The organism is Amycolatopsis sp. cg9 (assembly GCF_041346945.1).
Taxonomy (GTDB): domain Bacteria; phylum Actinomycetota; class Actinomycetes; order Mycobacteriales; family Pseudonocardiaceae; genus Amycolatopsis.
The window spans coordinates 2548206-2566138 of record NZ_CP166850.1; the positions used below are offsets into that span (position 1 = coordinate 2548206).

Here is a 17933-nt window from a genome sequence, read left to right on the forward strand (position 1 = left end):
ATGGAAGAACAGGAAGCCGTCGCTCGCGTGCGGGAGTGGTTGCGCACGCGACCGGGCGGTGACCGGCTGCGGATCCGCGCGGAGTTCACCGTGCGCCGGCCGGACGGCTGGCGCTTCACGGTCAACGCGGCCGACTACCTGGACGGCACCGACGTCGGCGCGGGCCTGGTCCCGAGCCCGGTGGTGTTCGTGCCGGACGACGGCGGCGAGGTCACGCTCGACCAGGCGGCGATGGCGAGCGCGCCCGCCGAGGCCGAGTGGCGGCCCGACGTCGACCCCGAGTTCGACGAGAAGGCGTTCCCGGACCTCCCGGTGCGGGCGATCCGCGGCTGGACCCGGTCCACCGGCGAGTACCGGGTCAACGAGCAGTACACGCCCGGTCCGGTCTGGCGCGGCTTCCCGGTGCCCACGACCGACGCCGCGAAGCTGCTGAACTACCTGGCCGTTGGCTGGATCAGCCGGCCCGAGTTCGCCCGGGCGCTGCTCGACTGCGATGTGCTCGTTCCCCTCACCACCACCGGCGAAGCCGGTTCGGGGGGTCCGGGGGGTCGTCCCCCGAGCGATGTCACAGGCGGTGAGCCGCTGCTGCGGCCGGTGCCCGCCACCGGCGAACGCGAAGTCATCGCCTACAGCTCGTCGGCGCTGGTTCCCGGGCGCTACCCGCGCCGGTGGCGGGTGCCGGTCCGCGAGCTGCCGCCGTCCACCGGGCTGACGCTCGACCCCGGCACCGGGCTGGTCCGCAGCCTGACCGCGGCCGAACTGGGTGCGACCGGCGAGCGCGGTCCCCGGATCGAGGAGCCCGCGCCGGAAGCCGGCCCCGCGGTCGCCGAGGCGCTGCCCGCGCTGGTCGAGGAGTTCGGCGTCGAGCCGCCCGACCTGCTCGAACGGCACCTGCGGTACGCGGTCAACCACGCCCGCGACCACCACTTCGAGCTGACGCCCGAGGAGTGCGTCCGCTACCTGCGCGGGTTCGCCTGGCAGTACCGCAACGGCGTCCGCCGCCGCGCGGGCCAGGCCCCGGAATGGCCCGCCGACCTCGGCGCGCACGGCCTCATCGCGCACGTCGGCGAGGACGCCGAGCCCCGGCCGGTGCCGTGGACGTTCGGGAAGTTCTCCGCCTTCGGCACCCCGGCCGGGCGCTTCGCGTGGCACCGGATCGTCGGCGCGTACGTCGGCTTCGCGATCGGTGACGCGCTCGGCGGCGGCGCCGACCCGGCCGGTCCGCTGCCGCTCGGCGGGCTGACGCGCCACCTGCTGTTCCACACCGACATCGTGCTGCGCGGGCTGCCGCCGGTGCCGACCGCCGAAGTCCCCGCCACCCTGCCCGAGCCGGACCCGGTCGGGTGGCTCGCCGTCGCGACCCGGCACGCCGGCCCGCCGCCCGCGGAGTTCTCCGCGCTGCTGGCCACGGCGCTGGCCGCGACCCCGGCCGGCGCGGTCGCGCTCGCCGACGTCGACGGTGAGCAGTACGCGAAGGACGTCGCCCGCGAGCTGACCGGCAGCGGCGCCGGAGCCGAGGTGACCGAAGGCGTCGAGCTGCTGATCGCGGTGTTCCAGGCCCTGCTCACGCGCGAGGCGTTCGCGCTGCCGGTGCACGTCCGCCTGCGGGAAGTGGGCGGCGACCTGGCCGCTTCGACGCTGGCGCTGCGCGAGGACCGCGACGCCGACGACGTCGCCCAGCTCGAAAGCATCGGCGACGGCCGGAGCGTGCGCTCGGTGCTCGGCCGCGCGCTGTTCGCGGCGGCCAAGCGCGGCTACGACCCCGCGGCGGCGATCACGCTCGCCGCGCGGTCCGGCCCGGTCGCGGGCGCGATCGCCGGGGCGCTGGTCGGCGCCCGCGCAGGACTGCCCGGCCTGCCTCGGGTGACCTCGCTGCCCGACCTCGGGCTGGTGGAAGACATCGCGAGCGACGTCTTCTGGTACTTCAACCGCAACGGCCTCCAGACCGAGGCCGCGGAACACGCACGGTGGGAGCGCCGGTACCCGAGCGGCCGGTTCACCCCGGAACCGAAGAAGGGACCGGACTTGCGATCGCGACTGCGGGGCAGCCTGTTGGCCGGGGCGATCGGCGACGCGCTGGGCGCGAAGACGGAGTTCGACTCGATCGACCGGATCCGCGAGATCGCGGGGCCGGCCGGGATCACCGACTTCATCCCCGCGTACGGCGGCGTCGGCCGGATCACCGACGACACGCAGATGACGCTCTTCACGCTCGAAGCGCTGATCCGGGCGCACGCCCAGCGGCGCCGGACCGGGTCGGCCGACGTCGTGCACTCGCTGCAGCTGGCCTACCAGCGCTGGCTGCACACCCAGGGCGTCGCGTGGGACCGGGCGCGCGGGCCGGGGTCGGCCGTCGAGGCGCCGGACGGCTGGCTGATCACGCACCAGGAGCTGTTCAGCCGCCGCGCCCCGGGGCTGACCTGCTTCGGCGAGCTCGAGGCGTACGGCCGGTCGGGCGTCCGGGGCACCATCGAGCGGCCGATCAACAACTCGAAGGGCTGCGGCGGCGTGATGCGGGCCGCGCCGGTCGCGTTGTGGTCGGACGACCTCGCCGAGGTGTTCCGGCTCGGCGCCGAGAACGCGGCGCTGACCCACGGTCACCCGAGCGGGTACTTGTCGTCCGGGTGCTTCGCGGTGGTCGTGCACGAGCTGCTCCACGGGAAGCCGCTGCTCGACGCGGTGGCGACCGCGCGGGCCGAGCTCGTGAAGCACGCGGGGCACGAAGAGCAGAGCGCGGCGCTCGACGCGGCACTGGCGCTGGCGGAGCAAGGCCCGCCGACGCCGGAGAAGCTCGAATCGCTCGGCGCGGGGAACGTCGGCGAGACCGCGTTGTCGATGTCGGTGTACGTCGCGCTGACCACCACCGACGCGGACACGGCGTTGCTCGCGGCGGTCAACCACAGCGGGGACAGCGACTCGACCGGCTCGGTCTGCGGCAACCTCGTCGGCGCGATGTACGGCGAGGGAGCACTGCGGCAGAGCTGGCTGGAGCAGCTGGAGCTCCGCGACGTCATCGTCGGCCTGGCGGACGACGCGATCACCGAATTCGGCCCGGGTGCGCCGGGTGACGACCGGTGGTTCGCTCGGTACCCGGTCGACTAGATTCCTGGGGTCACTGGGGCAGGGGAGGACAAAACGTGCGTTACCGGGTTGAGGTGGCCGAACGCCCGGACGGCCTGTACGCGACGTGGGGCGAGGGGACGTTCCGCGCGCAGCGGTCCACCACGGACGGCACCGTGCTGCTGTCCGTGCTGCCGGAGGAAGAGGCGCCGGACGGGTTCGACAAGGAGCACGACGGGCGGCCCGCGCGAGTGGTGCCGGCGAGCGAGGTGCCGTCGACGTTCACGCTGCGCACCTTCGCCGAGTACGACGGCGAGGTCTTCGAGGTCGCTCCGGGCGAGCGACCCGAGCTGACCCTGCGCTGGGTCCGCGACGACGCCGTCCGCGCGGCGCAGCTGGGGCTGACCGACTTCTCGGTCACCGTGCCGGCCAAGCAGGTCACGGCGTTGTGGCAGACGCGGCTGGACTTCACCGAGGCGCCGGAAGCGCGCCCGCAGCCGGGCGGCGACGACCAGAACGCGCTGCTGCGCGCGATCGGCCGGACGCTGCTGCACACCGTGCCGGGCGGCTGGGCGCGGGTCGGTGCCCAGTTCCGGCAGGTCGGCGACTACGCGGAGATCGAGGTCCGCGCGGTCGGCGACGAGGACGGCCCGGTGTCGGTCTCGCTGCCCGCGGTGCCCCGGCTCGGCGGGCTGTTCGCGCGGCTGCGCGCCGCGATGTTCCAGCCCGAAGCCGGCACGTGGTTCCAGGGCACGTTCACGCTCGACTCGGCCTCGTCGTTCGACTTCGACTTCGACGCCGACCGCGAGCCGGACTGGCGGGTGCCGCCCAACGACGGCGGGCGCCCGTCGACCGCCGCCTACGAGCTGGAGCTGGCGACCTACCCGCGCACGCCGAAGCACGTGCCGGCGTGGCTGACCGCGAAGGCCGGGCTCCCGCTGGACACCGCGTTCCGCCTCGCGCGGGCGGCGGACTCGCACACCGAGGGCGAGCGGCCGGTGGTCAACCGGCCGCCGGTGCCGCCGGACCAGGTCCGCGGGGTGCTCGACTACCTGTTCCGCTCGCCGGTCGCGCTGCACCGGCCCGCGCCGCTGCCGGACATCTTCGGCGTGCCGGGCGCGAAGCCGGACGTGCCGAACGCGTTCCACACCGACGGCACCTGGATCTGGCCCGCCGCCGTGCCGCACTACCTGCGCAAGTACGGGGTGCCGCCGGAGCCGGAGCTGGTCGAGCACATCCGCGCGGCCGGGTTCCGCCCGCCGTTCGTCGGCGAGCTCGTCCGCGCGACGGCGGAGGCGGAGGTCAACGGCACGCCGCGGCCGGCGCAGACGACCGCCGACCTGCCGGACGAGCGCGCGCTGACCCGCGTCGCCCGCGGCGAGCAGGTGCGGAACCTGCGCGGCGCGGAGACGCTGGAGCTGCTCCAGCAGCGGCTCGCCGAGCACGCCGTGCCGCCCGCCGCCTACCGGATCGGCGCGAACGAGGTGCCTGCCGAAGGCGTCTGGACGCTGCGCCGCGCCGAGAACGGCTGGGAGGTCTCCCGGCCCCCGTTCGACGAGCCGGTGGCGTTCGGTTCGCTCGGCGACGCGGCCCGGTTCCTGCTCGGCGTGCTGCTGATGCTGCCGCCGCGGCCGCCGGAGGAGTCCGACCAGCCCGCCGACTGGCCGATCCTGCCGATGCGCGGCGAACCGCCGTTGAACTTCTACCGCGGCAAGCGCCTGATCACGCTCGCGCCGGGCACGACGGTCGTCCGGTTCGGCAACGAGACCGGCAACCTGGTGCACGCCGCGGGTACGCGGTTCGTCGAGACGGCGCTGGCCTTCGAGCGCGAGCGGGAGAAGCGGCTGTACCGGGTGCAGCGCGCGGTCCGGGTGCTGACCGGCGTGACGGCGCCGTGGAGCGGGATGCCGGGCGGCGCGGTCGCCTACCTGCTGCCGCGCCCGCTCGCCCAGCACCTCGAGACGGGCTCGCTCAGCAGGCAGTGATCAGGACGGCGGGCGACCACCAGTAGTCGGCGAGCGGGGTGACGTCGACGTCGGTGAAGCCCGCCGTCTTCAGCTGCTCGGCCCAGCCCGCGGCCGGGTGCTCCCAGTTCGTCCGCTCCTGCCCGGAGACGATCCCGAGCAGCACCGGCAGCAGGAAGCCCTGCGCGACGAGGGAGGCGTCTTCGCCGTACTCGGCGACCCCGCGCTCGTAGCGCTCGACGAGCGAGCGCAGGTGCTCCGGCGAGCCTTCCTCGAACTCGGGGACGTCGAACTCGGCGATGACCAGCTTCCCGGTCCGCAGCTGCAGCGCGCGAAGCACCTCCGCGCGCTGCTCCGGCTCGATGGACTGGAGCGCGAACGTCGACTGGACGAAGTCCCAGCCGAGGTCGTCCCGGGCCAGGAACTCCTGCGCGCTCGACTGCCAGCACTGCGCGGACGGCACCCGCTCGTGGACGCCCTCGAGCAGCGCGGCCGACGGTTCGACCAGGTCGATCCGCGCCGGGGTGTGCGCCGCCTGCTCCAGCGCGGGCACGACGGCGAGGCCGTCACCGCAGCCCAGGTCGAGCAGCGATTCGGGCCTCTCGGCGTCGTAGCGCTCGGCGAGCGCGGCGCTCAGCGCCCGGTACAGGCCGATGTTGCCGCCGCCGCGGATGAAGGTCGTGAACGCGCTCGGCTGGTCGTAGACCGGCGCCGAGCCGTCCCCGCCCAGGTAGGTCCGCAGTTCGTCGGCCAGCGAGGAGCCGGCGCGGCCGGCTCGGGCGGCTAGTTCGACGGCCTGGTCGCGGTCACCGGCGCGGTAGGCGGCGAGAGCGTCGGCGAGCAGCTCGATCGAGGTCATGCTCAGGAGATATCAGAACGGGACCCAAAGCGTCACCCGAGTGCCCCCGCCGGGCAGTCCGGATTCGACCAGCGACGTCCCGCCGACCTCGGCCAGCCGGGCGGTGATGGACTCGCTGATGCCGAACCCGGCCGGGTGGTCGGCCGCGCTGAAGCCGCTGCCGTGGTCGCGGGTGATCACCGCGATGCCGCCGTCGCGCTCCTCGACCCGGACCACCACCCGGTCGGTGCCGGAGTGCTTCATCGTGTTCCGCAGGGCCTCGCGCACGGCGTCGCGGATGGCGATCTGCCGGACCTCCGACAGCGTGTCGTCGTCCAGCTCCGCCACCACGAGCTGGGCGCGAAGGCCGTCGCGCGCCATCTCGGCGGCGAGCGCGGCGAGCTTCTCGCCCAGCGGCCGGGCGCCCGCCTCGGCCCGCTCGGACTTCGCCGACTCGATCGTGTGCCGGATCTCCATCGCCTGCGCCCGGGCGAGCCGCTGGATCTCGACCAGCCGCTCTTCGGGGTTCGCCGTGCCGGACAGCGCCATCGCCTCGAGCGTCTGCAGCACGGTGTCGTGCAGCATCCGGTGCTGCTGGGCGCGCTCGGCGAGCCGTCCGTTGCGGGTGCCGTAGGCCAGCGCCAGCCGGGTGCCGAGGCCGGTCAGCAGCAGGGCGGCGGTGGCCAGGAACAGCTCCGCGAGCAGCGCGGAGTACGTCGAAAACGCGGCGTCGACCTGGAACCGGCCGGTGTTCAGCCAGTTCGCCAGCATCCGCAGCGGGAAGCTGGCGAGCCCGAACACCAGTCCGCTCGGCACGCCCAGCGCGAGCGTCAGCAGCCCGGCCTCGCCGAACAGGTGGACGCTGCTCACCGCCAGCGCGTCGAAGTAGCCGTCCGCCGGCACGGTCACGGCGAGGACGAGCGGCGAGAGCACGGTGAAGACCAGGTCGACCGCGAGGAGCTTGCCCGCGTCCCGCCCGCGGAACGGCGCCGAGCGGAACATCCAGCGGAGGCCGATCACGTTCAGCGCGACCGAGAGCAGCGTGAACACACCGACCGGCAGCAGCCCGGCCGAGCCGTGCTTCACGGCGTAGACGCCGAACTGCCCGGGCACGGCGAGCAGCCGGTAGGCGAGCGGGATGAGCACGACGTACCGGGTGGCGCGCAGCAGCAGGCCGTCGCGCTCGCTCGGGTCGATCGGGCCGTTCATCCGCGAAATGCGCCGGAGCGCGTGGATCGGGGCCGGGTCGGCGATCTCGTCGGGGAGCTCGCTCGTGGCGGTGGCGATCGCGGGGGCACCGCGGCGCATCAGCGCCACCAGGAAGCTGCCCCCGCCCGTCACGGCTCAGCCGTTCCCGACGCCGTTTTCCGCGGCCCACTGCTTGAGCTCGGCCACGGCCTCGTCGTGCTCCAGCGGCCCCCGGTCCAGGCGGAGGTCCTTGAGGAACTTCCACGCCTTCCCGACGTCCGGCCCCGGCTTGATGCCGAGCAGCTCCATGATCTGCTCGCCGTTGAGGTCCGGCCGGACGCGGTCGAGGTCCTCCTTGGCCTTCAGTGCGGCGATGCGGGCTTCGAGGTCGTCGTACGTCGCCTGCAGCGCGGCCGCCTTCCGGCGGTTGCGGGTGGTGCAGTCGGCGCGGACCAGCTTGTGCAGCCGGGTCAGCAGCGGGCCGGCGTCGGTGACGTACCGGCGGACCGCCGAGTCCGTCCACTCACCCTTGCCGTAGCCGTGGAACCGCAGGTGGAGGAACACGAGCTGAGAGACGTCGTCGATGATCTCCTTCGAGTACTTCAGCGCCCGCAAACGTTTGCGGGCCATCCGCGCGCCGACCACCTCGTGGTGGTGGAAGCTCACGCCGCCGCCCGGCTGGAACTCCCGCGTCGCCGGCTTCCCGGCGTCGTGCAGCAGCGCCGCCAGCCGCAGGATGAGGTCTGGCTCCGACGTCGGCTCGTGCGAAGTCTCCAGGTCGATCGCCTGGGCGAGCACGGTCAGCGAGTGCTGGTAGACGTCCTTGTGCTGGTGGTGCTCGTCGATGGCCAGCCGCATCCCGGGCACCTCGGGCAGCACCCGGTCGGCCAGCCCGGTGTCGACCAGCAGCTCCAGGCCCGGCCGCGGGTCGGCGGCCAGCAGCAGCTTCGACAGCTCGGCCTGCACGCGCTCGGCGGTGATCCGGTCGATCTCCCCGGCCATCGACGTCATCGCGTCGACCACCCGCGGCGCGGCGGTGAAGCCCAGCTGCGCGGCGAACCGGGCGGCCCGCAGCATCCGCAGCGGGTCGTCGGCGAACGACTCCTGCGGCGTCGCCGGCGTGTCCAGTACCTGCTCCCGGAGCGCGCTCAGCCCGTCGTGCGGGTCGATGAACGTGCCGGACGCCAGCTCGACGGCCATCGCGTTGACCGTGAAGTCGCGGCGGAGCAGGTCGCCCTCGATGCTGTCGCCGAACGTGACCTGGGGGTTGCGGCCGACGCGGTCGTAGCTGTCGGCGCGGAACGTCGTGATCTCGAGCTGCATGCCCTTCTTGGTCACGCCGATCGTGCCGAACGCGATCCCGACGTCCCAGACCGCGTCGCCCCACTCGCTGACGATCTTCAGGACCCGGTCGGGCCGGGCGTCCGTGGTGAAGTCGAGATCGCCGGAGCGCCGGCCCAGCAGCGCGTCCCGCACGCTGCCGCCGACCAGGTAGAGGCGGTGGCCCGCACTGGCGAACCGCTCCGCCAACTCCTCGGCCAGGGGGGAGACCCGCATCAGCTCCACCACCGCGTTCTGCTTGACGACCACGTCGTTCACGAAAATCCCACTACGTTCCAGGTGCGCTTGCTCCGAGCACCGCCGGACACGGACACGGAGAGCCAGCCTACCGGGGCAACCGTTTGCTCTAGCATCGCAGCATGTCTGGATCAGCCGGCCGACCCGGCGCCTCGAAGCCGCGCAGGCGGCGCAGGCGTCAGCGCGGCAGGCGCCTGACCACGGTCGACGAGACGTCGGCCGGCGGCCTCGTGGTGGACGCGGCCCGCGAACAGGCGGTGCTGATCGGCCGGCTCGACCGGCACGGCAGACTGCTGTGGTCGCTGCCCAAGGGCCACATCGAGGACGGTGAGACGGTGGAACAGACGGCCGTGCGCGAGGTGAAGGAGGAAACCGGCATCTCCGCGCGCGTCATGCGGCCGCTGGGCACCATCGACTACTGGTTCGTGGCCGAACGGCGGCGCATCCACAAGACCGTCCACCACTTCCTGCTCGAAGCCATCGGTGGTGAGCTGTCGGACGAGGACGTCGAGGTCACCGAGGTGGCCTGGGTCCCGCTGGCCGAGCTGGAGACCAAACTCGCCTACTCCGACGAACGCAAGCTCGTCCGGAAGGCCAAGGAACTTTTCGCGCGCCCGGACGTCCACGGACGAGACGAGCACGCCCCTGAGGGAGCCCCCGAGTGAAGCGGTTCGCCGCAGCCTTCCTTTCCGTCCTCTTCCTGGCCGTCCCCGCCCTCACCGGAGCCTCGGTGGCCCAGGCGGAGGAAGGCGCCCGCCTGCGCGTCGACCTGAACGAGCTCGCCCCGCGCGTGATCACCGGGTCGACGACGACGCTGACCGTCGCGGGCACGGTGACCAACACCGGCGACCGGAAGATCACCCGGCCGCAGGTGCGCCTGCAGGTCGGCGAGCGGGTCACGACCTCGCGCGGGGTCAACGACGTGCTGTCCGGTGCCGTCATCAAGGACAGCCCGCTGACCGACTTCGCCCCGGTCGCGGAAGCGCTGGACCCGGGGCAGAGCGCGCCGCTGAACATCACGGTGAACCTGACCGGCACCCGCGCGGAGCGGTTCAGCCGCCCCGGCGTCTACCCGCTGCTGGTGAACGTGAACGGCACGCCGGAGTTCGGCGGGGCCGCCCGGCTCGGCGCGGTCAGCATGCTGATGCCGGTGCTGGCCGGGCCGGGCAAGCAGTCGAGCAGCCACGCCGGCGCGCCGAGCATGACCATGCTCTGGCCGCTGACCAGCAGCGTCCCGCAGGTGTACGCGGCTCCGTACGGTCAGCCGCTGGTGCTGCGCGACGACCGCCTCGCCGCCGAGATCAGCGGCGACGGCCGGCTGAACGCGCTGGTCACCGCCGCGGCCACGGCCGTGCGCGGCAACGCGAACCTCGCGAAGTCGATGTGCTTCGCCCTCGACCCGGACCTCCTGACCACGGTCGACGCGATGAGCCGCGGCTACCAGGTGCACACCGACGGCGGGAACGTCGACGGCAAGGGCACCGAGGCCGCGAAGACGTGGCTCGCCGCGCTCAAGACGCTGCTGACCGGCCGGTGCGTCGTGACGCTGCCCTTCGCCGACGCCGACCTCGAGGCCGTCGCCAAGATCCGCCCGGGCGACACCTCCCTGGTGACGGCCGCGGTCTCGGGCGCGGCCACCGTCCAGCAGCTGGTGGGCGTCTCGCCGCAGACCGGCGTGCTCTGGCCGGCCGGCACGCCGAGCGAATCGGTGCTCGCGGCGTTGGCCCAGGCCGGCGTCCGCACAGTGCTGACCGACGCGGGCAAGCTGGCGCCCGCCGCGGCCGGCGGCGGCGTCACCGTGCAGGGCAGCGCCGTGCGCGCCCAGCCGACCGACTCGCTGGTCTCGGCGGCCATGACGGGGGTGCCGAGCGTGCCCGACTCGGTCACCGTGCCGGTGAACACCGAACGGGCGATTTCGAGCCAGAACGGCCTCGGTGCCCTCGCCTTCCGGGCCGGCCTCGGCCAGTCCGCTGGCCAGGACCGGCCCGACCACCTGCTGGTCGCCCCGCCGCGCCGCTGGGACGCGCCGGCCGCGGAGCTCACCGCGTACCTCGAGCAGGTCGCCGGCTTCCTCACCGCCGGCGTGGTCAGCCCGCTCACCCTCCCGTCGCTGCTCTCGGCCGACCCGGCCGCCACCGGCCCGGTCGGCGACGGCGGGCAGGACCCGAACGCGGCGATCGACCCCCAGGTCGTCTCGACGCTCTCGGCCGTCGACGGCCAGGCCACCGGCATGGCGTCCTCGATGCAGCTCGACGCGACCAAACGGGTGAAACCGGACGACGTCGTCGCCCCGATCCGGCTGGCCGAGCTGCGCGGCGCTTCGACGGCGTGGCGGGGCCTGCCCGCCGACGCGGCGACCGCGAACGCCCAGGCGGAGGTCGCGGCGATCAGCGACCGGGTGAGCGTCCAGCAGCCGCGGCAGACCATCGCGCTGGCGTCCGGCAACTCCCCGCTGCCGGTGTACGTGGTGAACGACCTGCCGGTGGGCATCAACGCGCGGTTGACCTTGAGCAACAACACCGGCCTGCGCAGCGACGACCGCAAGGAGGTGTCGTTCCCGGCCGGCGGCGGGCGGCAGTACCTGCTCCCGGTGGAGGCGCTGCGGGCCGGCCGGTTCAGCGTCGATGTGTCGTTGAGCACCCCGACCGGTACCCCGCTCGGGTCATCCGCGCGGTTCGAGCTGACGTCCACGGAGTACGGCGCGATCACCATCATCGCGACCGTCGCCGCAGGTGTGGCCCTGCTTCTGCTCGCCTCGCGGCGCATCTACCGACGGGTGAAGGATGCCCGCGCGGGACGCGATGTAGTGGACTGATCCTTCGGCCTTTGAGTGTTCCGGGCGGTTCCCGATTACCCTTGGTCCGCACATACGCGGCAGCGGGCCGCGGCGGCGGAGCAGAGCACCGAGGATTGGGCACGCGTTGGAGAGAGAGCCGGGCTTACCACCCGAGCGTGCGAGTCGTCCTCGGCGCGAAGCCGGTCCGCCCCCGCAACGGGGTGACGGGCCCCCGCGCGCGTCGCAGCCGGTCCGCCGCCAGCAGCCGCCTCCGCCGCCGCCACCCCAGGAGCGCGGCCGCAGGCAGCCGCCCCGCAACGGCCACACCCGCCAGATGCCGGCCCCGGACGACGCACCACCGCAGCGCCCGGCACGCGACGGCCAGCCCCGCCGCGACGGCCAGCCCGTCCGGGACGACCGCCAGCGGCGCGCCCCCCGAGGCGACCGGCCGGCCCGTGACGACCTCCCGCCCCGCGACGACCGCGCACCGCGGGGCGACCGGGGCCGCCGAGGCGACCGCCCCCAGGACGACCGCGCGCCGCGAGGCGACCGGCCGCCGCACGACGACCGGCCCCGCGAGGACTGGCCCCCGGAGGAACGCGCCCCCCGCGCACCCCGGGGAGACCGCCCGCACGACGACCGCGCGCTTCGGGGCGACCGCCCTCAGGACGATCGCGTGCTTCGAGGCGACCGGCCGCGCGACGACCGGGGTCCCCGAGGCGACCACCCCCAGGACGATCGCGCACTTCGAGGCGACCGGCCCCACGACGACCGCGTACCCCGAGGCGACCGGCCGCGCGAAGACTGGCCCGCCGACGACCGCGGCCCCCGCGACGACCGGCCGCAGCGCCGCGTCCCACCCCAGCAACCCCCGCCACGCGGGGGGCAGCCGCCGCGCGGCGCCGGTGGTCCCGCGCCGACGCGGGTCCAGCCGGTGCCGCCGCTTCCGCCGCAGCCGGGCGGACCGCCCCCGGGCCAGCCGCCCGGTGGCGCTCAGCCGGGCGGCCTCCTGCCGGACCAGCCGCTGAGCGGCGCCCAACCAGTCACCTCACAGCCCGGCGGGCCGCGCCCAGGTCAGCCACCTCAGCCGGGTGGCCTCCTCCCGGACCAGCCGCTGAGCGGCGCCCAGCCGGTCGCGTCCCAGCCCGGCGGGCCGCGCCCAGGTCAGCCGCCTCAGCTGGGCGGCCTCCTGCCGGACCAGCCCTTGAGCGGCGCCCAGCCGGTCACCTCACAGCCCGGCGGACCGCCCCCGGGCCCGCCAGGCACGGCCCAGCCGGGCGGGCCGCCCCCGAGCGGCGCGCAACCGGGCACCGCTCAGCCCGGCGGACCCCGCCCGAGCCAGCCACCTCAGCTGGGCGGCCTCCTGCCCGACCAGCCCCTGAGCGGCGCCCAGCCGGTCACCTCACAGCCGGGCCAGGCCCCGAACCAGGGCCGGCTCCCGCAGCCGAGCCCGCCGTCGACCCCGCCGCCCGGCATCCCGGCCCCCGGGACCCCGCCGCCGGGCATTCCGGTGCCGCCGCGCGGCCGCGGGGCCCGGCGGCCGGCGCCGGTGCGGCCGTGGCAGGAGGAGGCCCAGCGCCCGCCCGACCCGGAGGCCACGCGGTTCATCCCGCGCACCGCCGGCGTCCCGATGAACTCGCGGTGGCCGGTCGCCGACCCGGACGTCATGCGCCCGTACGACGCGCTGGCCACCCAGGTCATGCCGGCGCTCAAGACGCCGCTGGTCAAGCCGAAGCCGGGCGAGGAAGCGCCGGAGGCCCCGGCCAAGGCGCCGTCGCTGGCGAAGGCGTCCGGCCGGATGGCGATCGCGTCGCTGATCAGCCGGATCACCGGCTTCCTGTGGAAGCTGCTGCTGGTCGGCGCCATCGGCCAGGGCATCGCGAACGACTCGTTCAACGTCGCCAACACGATGCCGAACATCATCTTCGAGCTGCTGATGGGTGGCGTGCTCGCGAGCGTGGTGGTGCCGCTGCTGGTGCGCTCGCAGGACGACCCGGACGGCGGCGCGGCCTACACCCAGCGCCTCATCACGGTCGCGTTCACCCTGCTGCTGGTCGGCACGGTGATCGCGGTGTTCGCGGCGCCGGCGTTCACGAGCCTGTACGTCGACGGTTCCGGCAAGGCCAGCTCCGGTCTGACCACGGCGTTCGCCTACCTGCTGCTGCCGGAGATCTTCTTCTACGGCGTCTTCGCGCTGCTTTCGGCGGTGCTGAACGCCAAGCAGGTCTTCGGGCCGACGGCGTGGGCGCCGGTGATCAACAACCTGGTCGTCATCTTCACGATCCTGGTCGTCTGGATCATGCCGGGCGACATCGACACCGCGAACCCGTCGATCACCGATCCCAAGGTGCTGACGCTCGGCATCGGCGTCACCGGCGGCATCGTCGCGCAGGCGCTGCTGCTGGTGCCCCCGCTGCTGCGGTCCGGCTTCCGGTTCAAGTGGCGCTGGGGCATCGACAAGCAGATGAAGGAGTTCGGCGGCCTCGCGCTGTGGATCCTCGGCTACGTCGCGGTCAGCCAGATCGGCTACACGATCAACACGCGCGTGCTGACCAGCGGCTCGCCCGGCGGTGTGACGGCCTACAGCAACGCCTGGCTGCTCTTCCAGCTGCCGTACGGCGTCATCGGCGTCTCGCTGCTGACGGCGATCATGCCGCGGATGAGCCGCGCGGCCGCCGACGGCGACCACAAGAAGCTGATCGGCGACCTCTCGTACGCGTCGCGGATCTCGACGGTGATGCTCGTCCCGATCTCCGCGGTGATGACCGTGGTCGGCGGTTCGATCGGCATCGCGCTGTTCACCTTCGGCAAGGGCACGGTCGAGACCGCCGAGCGGCTCGGCGACGCGCTGGCCATCTCGGCGTTCGCGCTGCTGCCGTACGCGCTGGTCATGCTGCAGATGCGCGTCTTCTACGCGATGAAGGACGCGCGCACGCCGACGCTGATCATGATCGTGATGACGCTGGTCAAGGTGCCGCTGCTGTACCTGTGCCCGGTGCTGCTGTCGCCGGACAACGTCGTGCTCGGCGTCATGATGGTGAACGCGCTGACGTTCGTGGTCGGCGCGATCCTCGGCCAGGTGTGGCTTTGGGTGACGCTGGGCAACCTGCGGAGCAAGCGGGTGATCGGCGTGATCCTCTTCACGGTGGTGGCGAGCGTGCTCGGCGTCGCCGCGGCGTGGGTCGCGGGCAAGATCGTGCCGGACTCGTTCGGGCCGACTTTCGGCGCCTGGGCGAAACTCCTGCTGCAGAGCGTGGTGGGCATCGTGGTCTCGTTCGGCGTGCTCATGGCGCTGAAGGTGGAGGAGCTTCGGCCGGCCACTTCGAGGTTCACCCGGTTGATCAAGCGCGGGTAACGATTCCGGTACGGATGGCGACGACTCCCGCGTCGTATTCTGGGTAACCTTGGGGCGGGGAGCTAACGGGAGAGAGTGCGGGTGGACACGAGGCGGAGCGAACAGGCGGGGGGTGCGAACCACGTGGGCAAGGCCCAGGTCGGATCGCTGGCCCCCGGGCGCGTGGTCGGCGACGGCCGCTACCGCCTCCTCGCGCAGTTCGGCGTGGACGAGCGCGGTGACGCGCACCTTTGGCGTGCCCGCGACGGGCAGCTCAAGCGGGACGTCGCGCTGACGCTGCTGGTCGGCGACCCGGCCGACCCCGAAGCCGCCCGGCTGGCCCGGCGTACCCTCGAACGCGCCACGCACGCGTCCAAGTTCGGCCACGGCGGCGTCGCCCGCGTGCTGGACGTGCTCGCCCTCGGCAGCGGCATCACGTCGAGCGAAGGCCTGCTCGGCGTCGTCGTCGCGGAGTGGACCAAGGGCAGCGACCTGGTCGACCTCGTCGCGCAGCGGCCGGTGGCGCCCGCCGCGGCCGCGCGGATGGTGCAGGCGCTGGCCGAAGCCGTCGAGCAGGCGCACCAGAACGGGCTCGTCCTCGGGCTCGACCACCCGCAGCGCCTCCGCCTGACGCCGAACGGCGCCCTCAAGCTCGCGTTCCCCGGCCCGCTGCCGGAAGCCACCCTGCGCGACGACGTCAAGGCGCTCGGCGCGGTCCTGTACCTGCTGCTGACCGGCCGCTGGGCGCTGCCCGGCGGCCCGCCCGCGATTCCGGCGGCGCCGCTGTCGCCGCAGGGGCGGATCGTCCCGCCCCGCCAGCTGGTGCCGACGGTCCCGGCGGACCTGTCGTCCCTGGCCGTCCGCACCATCGAGGACGGCGGCAACGGCGGCATCCGCACCAGCGCGGCCATCCTCCGGATGCTCGACCAGGTGGCCGAGGAGGAAGAGCGCACCCAGCTGATCAAGGCCGTCGGCGGTGACCCGGCCGAAGGCGAAGGCACCGTCTGGACCACGAAGAAGCCGGTCAAGGACGTCGCCCGGCGGCGCAAGCTCGCGCTCGGCGTCACCGTGCTGGTGGTCGCGACGGTCGTCATCCTCGCCTGGGGCGGGCTGATGCTGATCAACGTCTTCCAGGGCGACTCGAAGGCGAGCGGGCCGACGATCAACGTCGCCGCGCCGCCGGCGTCGAGCCAGCCCGCCGGCCAGCCGCCCGCCTCCAGCCAGCCGGCCCCGCCGCCGTCGCCCACCGTCGGCGCCCCGGTGAAGCCGCAGGCCGTGGCCGTCTACAACCCCGAGGGCAAGGGCGACAACACCGCGCGGGCGAAGTACGCGATCGACGGCAAGCCCGAGACGCAGTGGCGGACCGAGCAGTACAAGCAGCAGTTCCCGGCCGTCAAGCCGGGGGTCGGGCTGGTCGTCACCTTCAAGGACCCGATCAACCTCAGCCAGGTGCAGGTGTCCGGCGGGACCGCGGGCACCAAGGTCGAGATCCGCTCGGCGACCGAGAAGAACCCCGATCTGGCCGACACGAAGGTGGTCGGAAACGGCGACCTGAAGGACGGCGACACCACGATCCCGCTGGCCCAGCCGACCCAGGGTGAGTACTTCATCGTCTGGATCACTCAGCTGGGTGGCGCCGACAACGAGTTCCAGACCGAAATCGCGGACCTGACCTTCCTGCCTGCGGGGTGACCCACCCGACAGGGTCAGTAGGCTCTGCCGGGTGACAGCTGCAGCTCCCACGGATGCGGATCTGATAGCGGCTCACGCCGCGGGGGACCCCCATGCGTTCAGCGAACTCGTCCAGCGACACCGCGACCGCATGTGGGCGGTCGCCCTGCGCACGGTCCGCGACCCCGAAGAGGCCGCCGACGCGTTGCAGGACGCGTTCATCTCGGCGTTCCGGGCCGCCGACAAGTTCCGCGCGGAGTCCCAGGTCACGACGTGGCTGCACCGGATCGTGGTGAACGCCTGCCTCGACCGGATCCGCCGCCGCCAGGCCCGGCCGACCGTGCCGCTGCCGGAGACCGGCTTCAACGAGCCGGCGTCGCCGCGCGACTCGATGGCCGAGCGGGAGACCAGCCTGCTCGTGCGCGAGGCCCTCGAGCAGCTGCCCGAAGAGCAGCGCGCGCCGATCGTGCTCGTCGACGTCGAGGGCTACTCCGTCGCAGAGACGGCGAAGCTGCTGGGCATCGCCGAAGGCACCGTGAAGAGCCGGTGCGCGCGGGGCCGCGGAAAACTCGCGAAGGTTCTCGGGCACCTGCGGAACCCCGATGCGATTGCGAACGTCCCAACTCACGAAAGCAAACGGGCCGGGCGTCAGCCGGGTAGCGGGGAGGGACGATGACGGACGAAAGCCGGGGGATCGGGGGGACCGTCGGTCCGCCCTGGTCTGTCGACGTGCTCGCCGACCTCCACGCCGGGGTGCTGGACGACGCTCAGGCGGCCGAGCTGTGGCCGCTGGTCGACGCCGATCCGGAAGCCCGGGCGATCCTGGCGGCCCTCGACGCCACGCAGGCCGACCTGGCTTCGCTCGCCGACGCGCCCGCGCCGCCGATGCCCGCGGAGTTCGCGGCCCGGCTGGACGCGGCGCTGGCCGCCGAAGCAGCCGCCCGCTTTCCCGAACACGCGCAGGCAGCTCCGGCACCGCGGGACGCCCAGGTGGTGGACCTCGCGGCGGCCCGGCGGCGGCGGAACAAGCGGCTCGGCTGGGCCGCCGGCGTGCTGACCGCGGCCGCGGCGGCGGTCGTCGCCGTGACGGTCGCCATCCCGAACACGTCGCAGCAAGCCGGCACCCCGAACGTCGCCGCGCCGGCGCCTTCGGGCCCGTCCGTCGGCAACGACGGAGCCGGGGCGCAGGCCCTGGTCGGCAAGGCGATCGGCGTCCGCGACTTCGGCCCGCTGCAGACCGAGGACAAGCTGGACGCGTGCATCGCGGCCGCCGGCCTCGACCCGAAGGTGCGCCCGGAGGGCATCCGCCCGGTGAACGTCGGCGGCAAGGCCGGGGTGATGATCATCCTGACCACCGGCAAGCTCGCCCAGTTCCGCCTGGTGGCCTTCGGCGCCGACTGCGGGCCCGGTAATCCGGCTGTGTTGTTCGACAAGGTCGTTGGGGAGAAGTAGCGGCTGTCACGGCTGGGAACATGGCCACCTACCATCGTGTTGAGCCTGGTACACGGGTCACTACGAGCGGAG

12 protein-coding genes are annotated in these 17933 nt (G+C 73.7%); 8 read left to right on the top strand and 4 right to left on the bottom strand.

Annotation, left to right across the window (positions count from 1 at the left end):
* Positions 1-3102, top strand: a complete 3102-nt coding sequence (locus AB5J73_RS11940) for an ADP-ribosylglycohydrolase family protein (RefSeq protein ID WP_370969753.1) — start codon at positions 1-3, stop codon at positions 3100-3102.
* 35 nt (positions 3103-3137) lie between these two features.
* Positions 3138-5045 (top strand): TNT domain-containing protein, encoded by a 1908-nt coding sequence (locus AB5J73_RS11945; RefSeq protein ID WP_370969754.1) that lies wholly within the window; start codon positions 3138-3140, stop codon positions 5043-5045.
* Here AB5J73_RS11945 and AB5J73_RS11950 read toward each other — a convergent pair.
* The 3 genes from AB5J73_RS11950 to AB5J73_RS11960 are packed head-to-tail and all read right to left on the bottom strand — an operon-like array spanning position 5032 to position 8649.
* Positions 5032-5883: a class I SAM-dependent methyltransferase gene (locus AB5J73_RS11950; RefSeq protein ID WP_370969755.1), complete on the bottom strand. Its 852-nt coding sequence runs from the start codon at positions 5881-5883 to the stop codon at positions 5032-5034. The genes AB5J73_RS11945 and AB5J73_RS11950 overlap by 14 nt on opposite strands.
* A gap of 12 nt (positions 5884-5895) precedes the next feature.
* Positions 5896-7203, bottom strand: coding sequence for a sensor histidine kinase (locus AB5J73_RS11955; protein ID WP_370969756.1), 1308 nt, complete (start codon positions 7201-7203; stop codon positions 5896-5898).
* 3 nt (positions 7204-7206) lie between these two features.
* Positions 7207-8649, bottom strand: coding sequence for a CCA tRNA nucleotidyltransferase (locus AB5J73_RS11960; RefSeq protein WP_370969757.1), 1443 nt, complete (start codon positions 8647-8649; stop codon positions 7207-7209).
* Between the two features lie 101 nt (positions 8650-8750).
* Between AB5J73_RS11960 and AB5J73_RS11965 the strand changes: the two genes are divergently transcribed.
* Positions 8751-9293, top strand: coding sequence for an NUDIX hydrolase (locus AB5J73_RS11965; RefSeq protein WP_370969758.1), 543 nt, complete (start codon positions 8751-8753; stop codon positions 9291-9293).
* Complete coding sequence (locus AB5J73_RS11970) at positions 9290-11443, top strand: DUF6049 family protein (RefSeq protein WP_370969759.1); 2154 nt, start codon at positions 9290-9292, stop codon at positions 11441-11443. The genes AB5J73_RS11965 and AB5J73_RS11970 overlap by 4 nt, the downstream gene beginning before the upstream one ends.
* A gap of 124 nt (positions 11444-11567) precedes the next feature.
* Here the strand turns inward: AB5J73_RS11970 and AB5J73_RS11975 are convergent, their stop codons facing one another.
* The gene (locus AB5J73_RS11975; RefSeq protein WP_370969760.1) at positions 11568-12443 is read right to left on the bottom strand and encodes a hypothetical protein; all 876 of its coding nucleotides are present in this window, start codon (positions 12441-12443) and stop codon (positions 11568-11570) included.
* A 510-nt stretch (positions 12444-12953) separates the two neighbouring features.
* On the opposite strand from AB5J73_RS11975, the gene murJ reads away from it, so the two are divergent.
* From murJ to AB5J73_RS11995, 4 genes are all read left to right on the top strand, one after another.
* Positions 12954-14759, top strand: coding sequence for a murein biosynthesis integral membrane protein MurJ (murJ, locus tag AB5J73_RS11980; protein WP_370973100.1), 1806 nt, complete (start codon positions 12954-12956; stop codon positions 14757-14759).
* A gap of 81 nt (positions 14760-14840) precedes the next feature.
* Positions 14841-16430, top strand: a complete 1590-nt coding sequence (locus AB5J73_RS11985; RefSeq protein ID WP_370969761.1) for a hypothetical protein — start codon at positions 14841-14843, stop codon at positions 16428-16430.
* A 31-nt stretch (positions 16431-16461) separates the two neighbouring features.
* Positions 16462-17085, top strand: a complete 624-nt coding sequence (sigM, locus tag AB5J73_RS11990; protein WP_290054651.1) for an RNA polymerase sigma factor SigM — start codon at positions 16462-16464, stop codon at positions 17083-17085.
* Positions 17082-17861 carry a hypothetical protein gene (locus tag AB5J73_RS11995; protein WP_370969762.1) on the top strand — a complete coding sequence of 260 codons (780 nt, stop codon included), beginning with the start codon at positions 17082-17084 and terminating at the stop codon, positions 17859-17861. Before sigM ends, AB5J73_RS11995 begins: the two co-directional genes overlap by 4 nt.
* Positions 17862-17933: the final 72 nt, after the last annotated feature.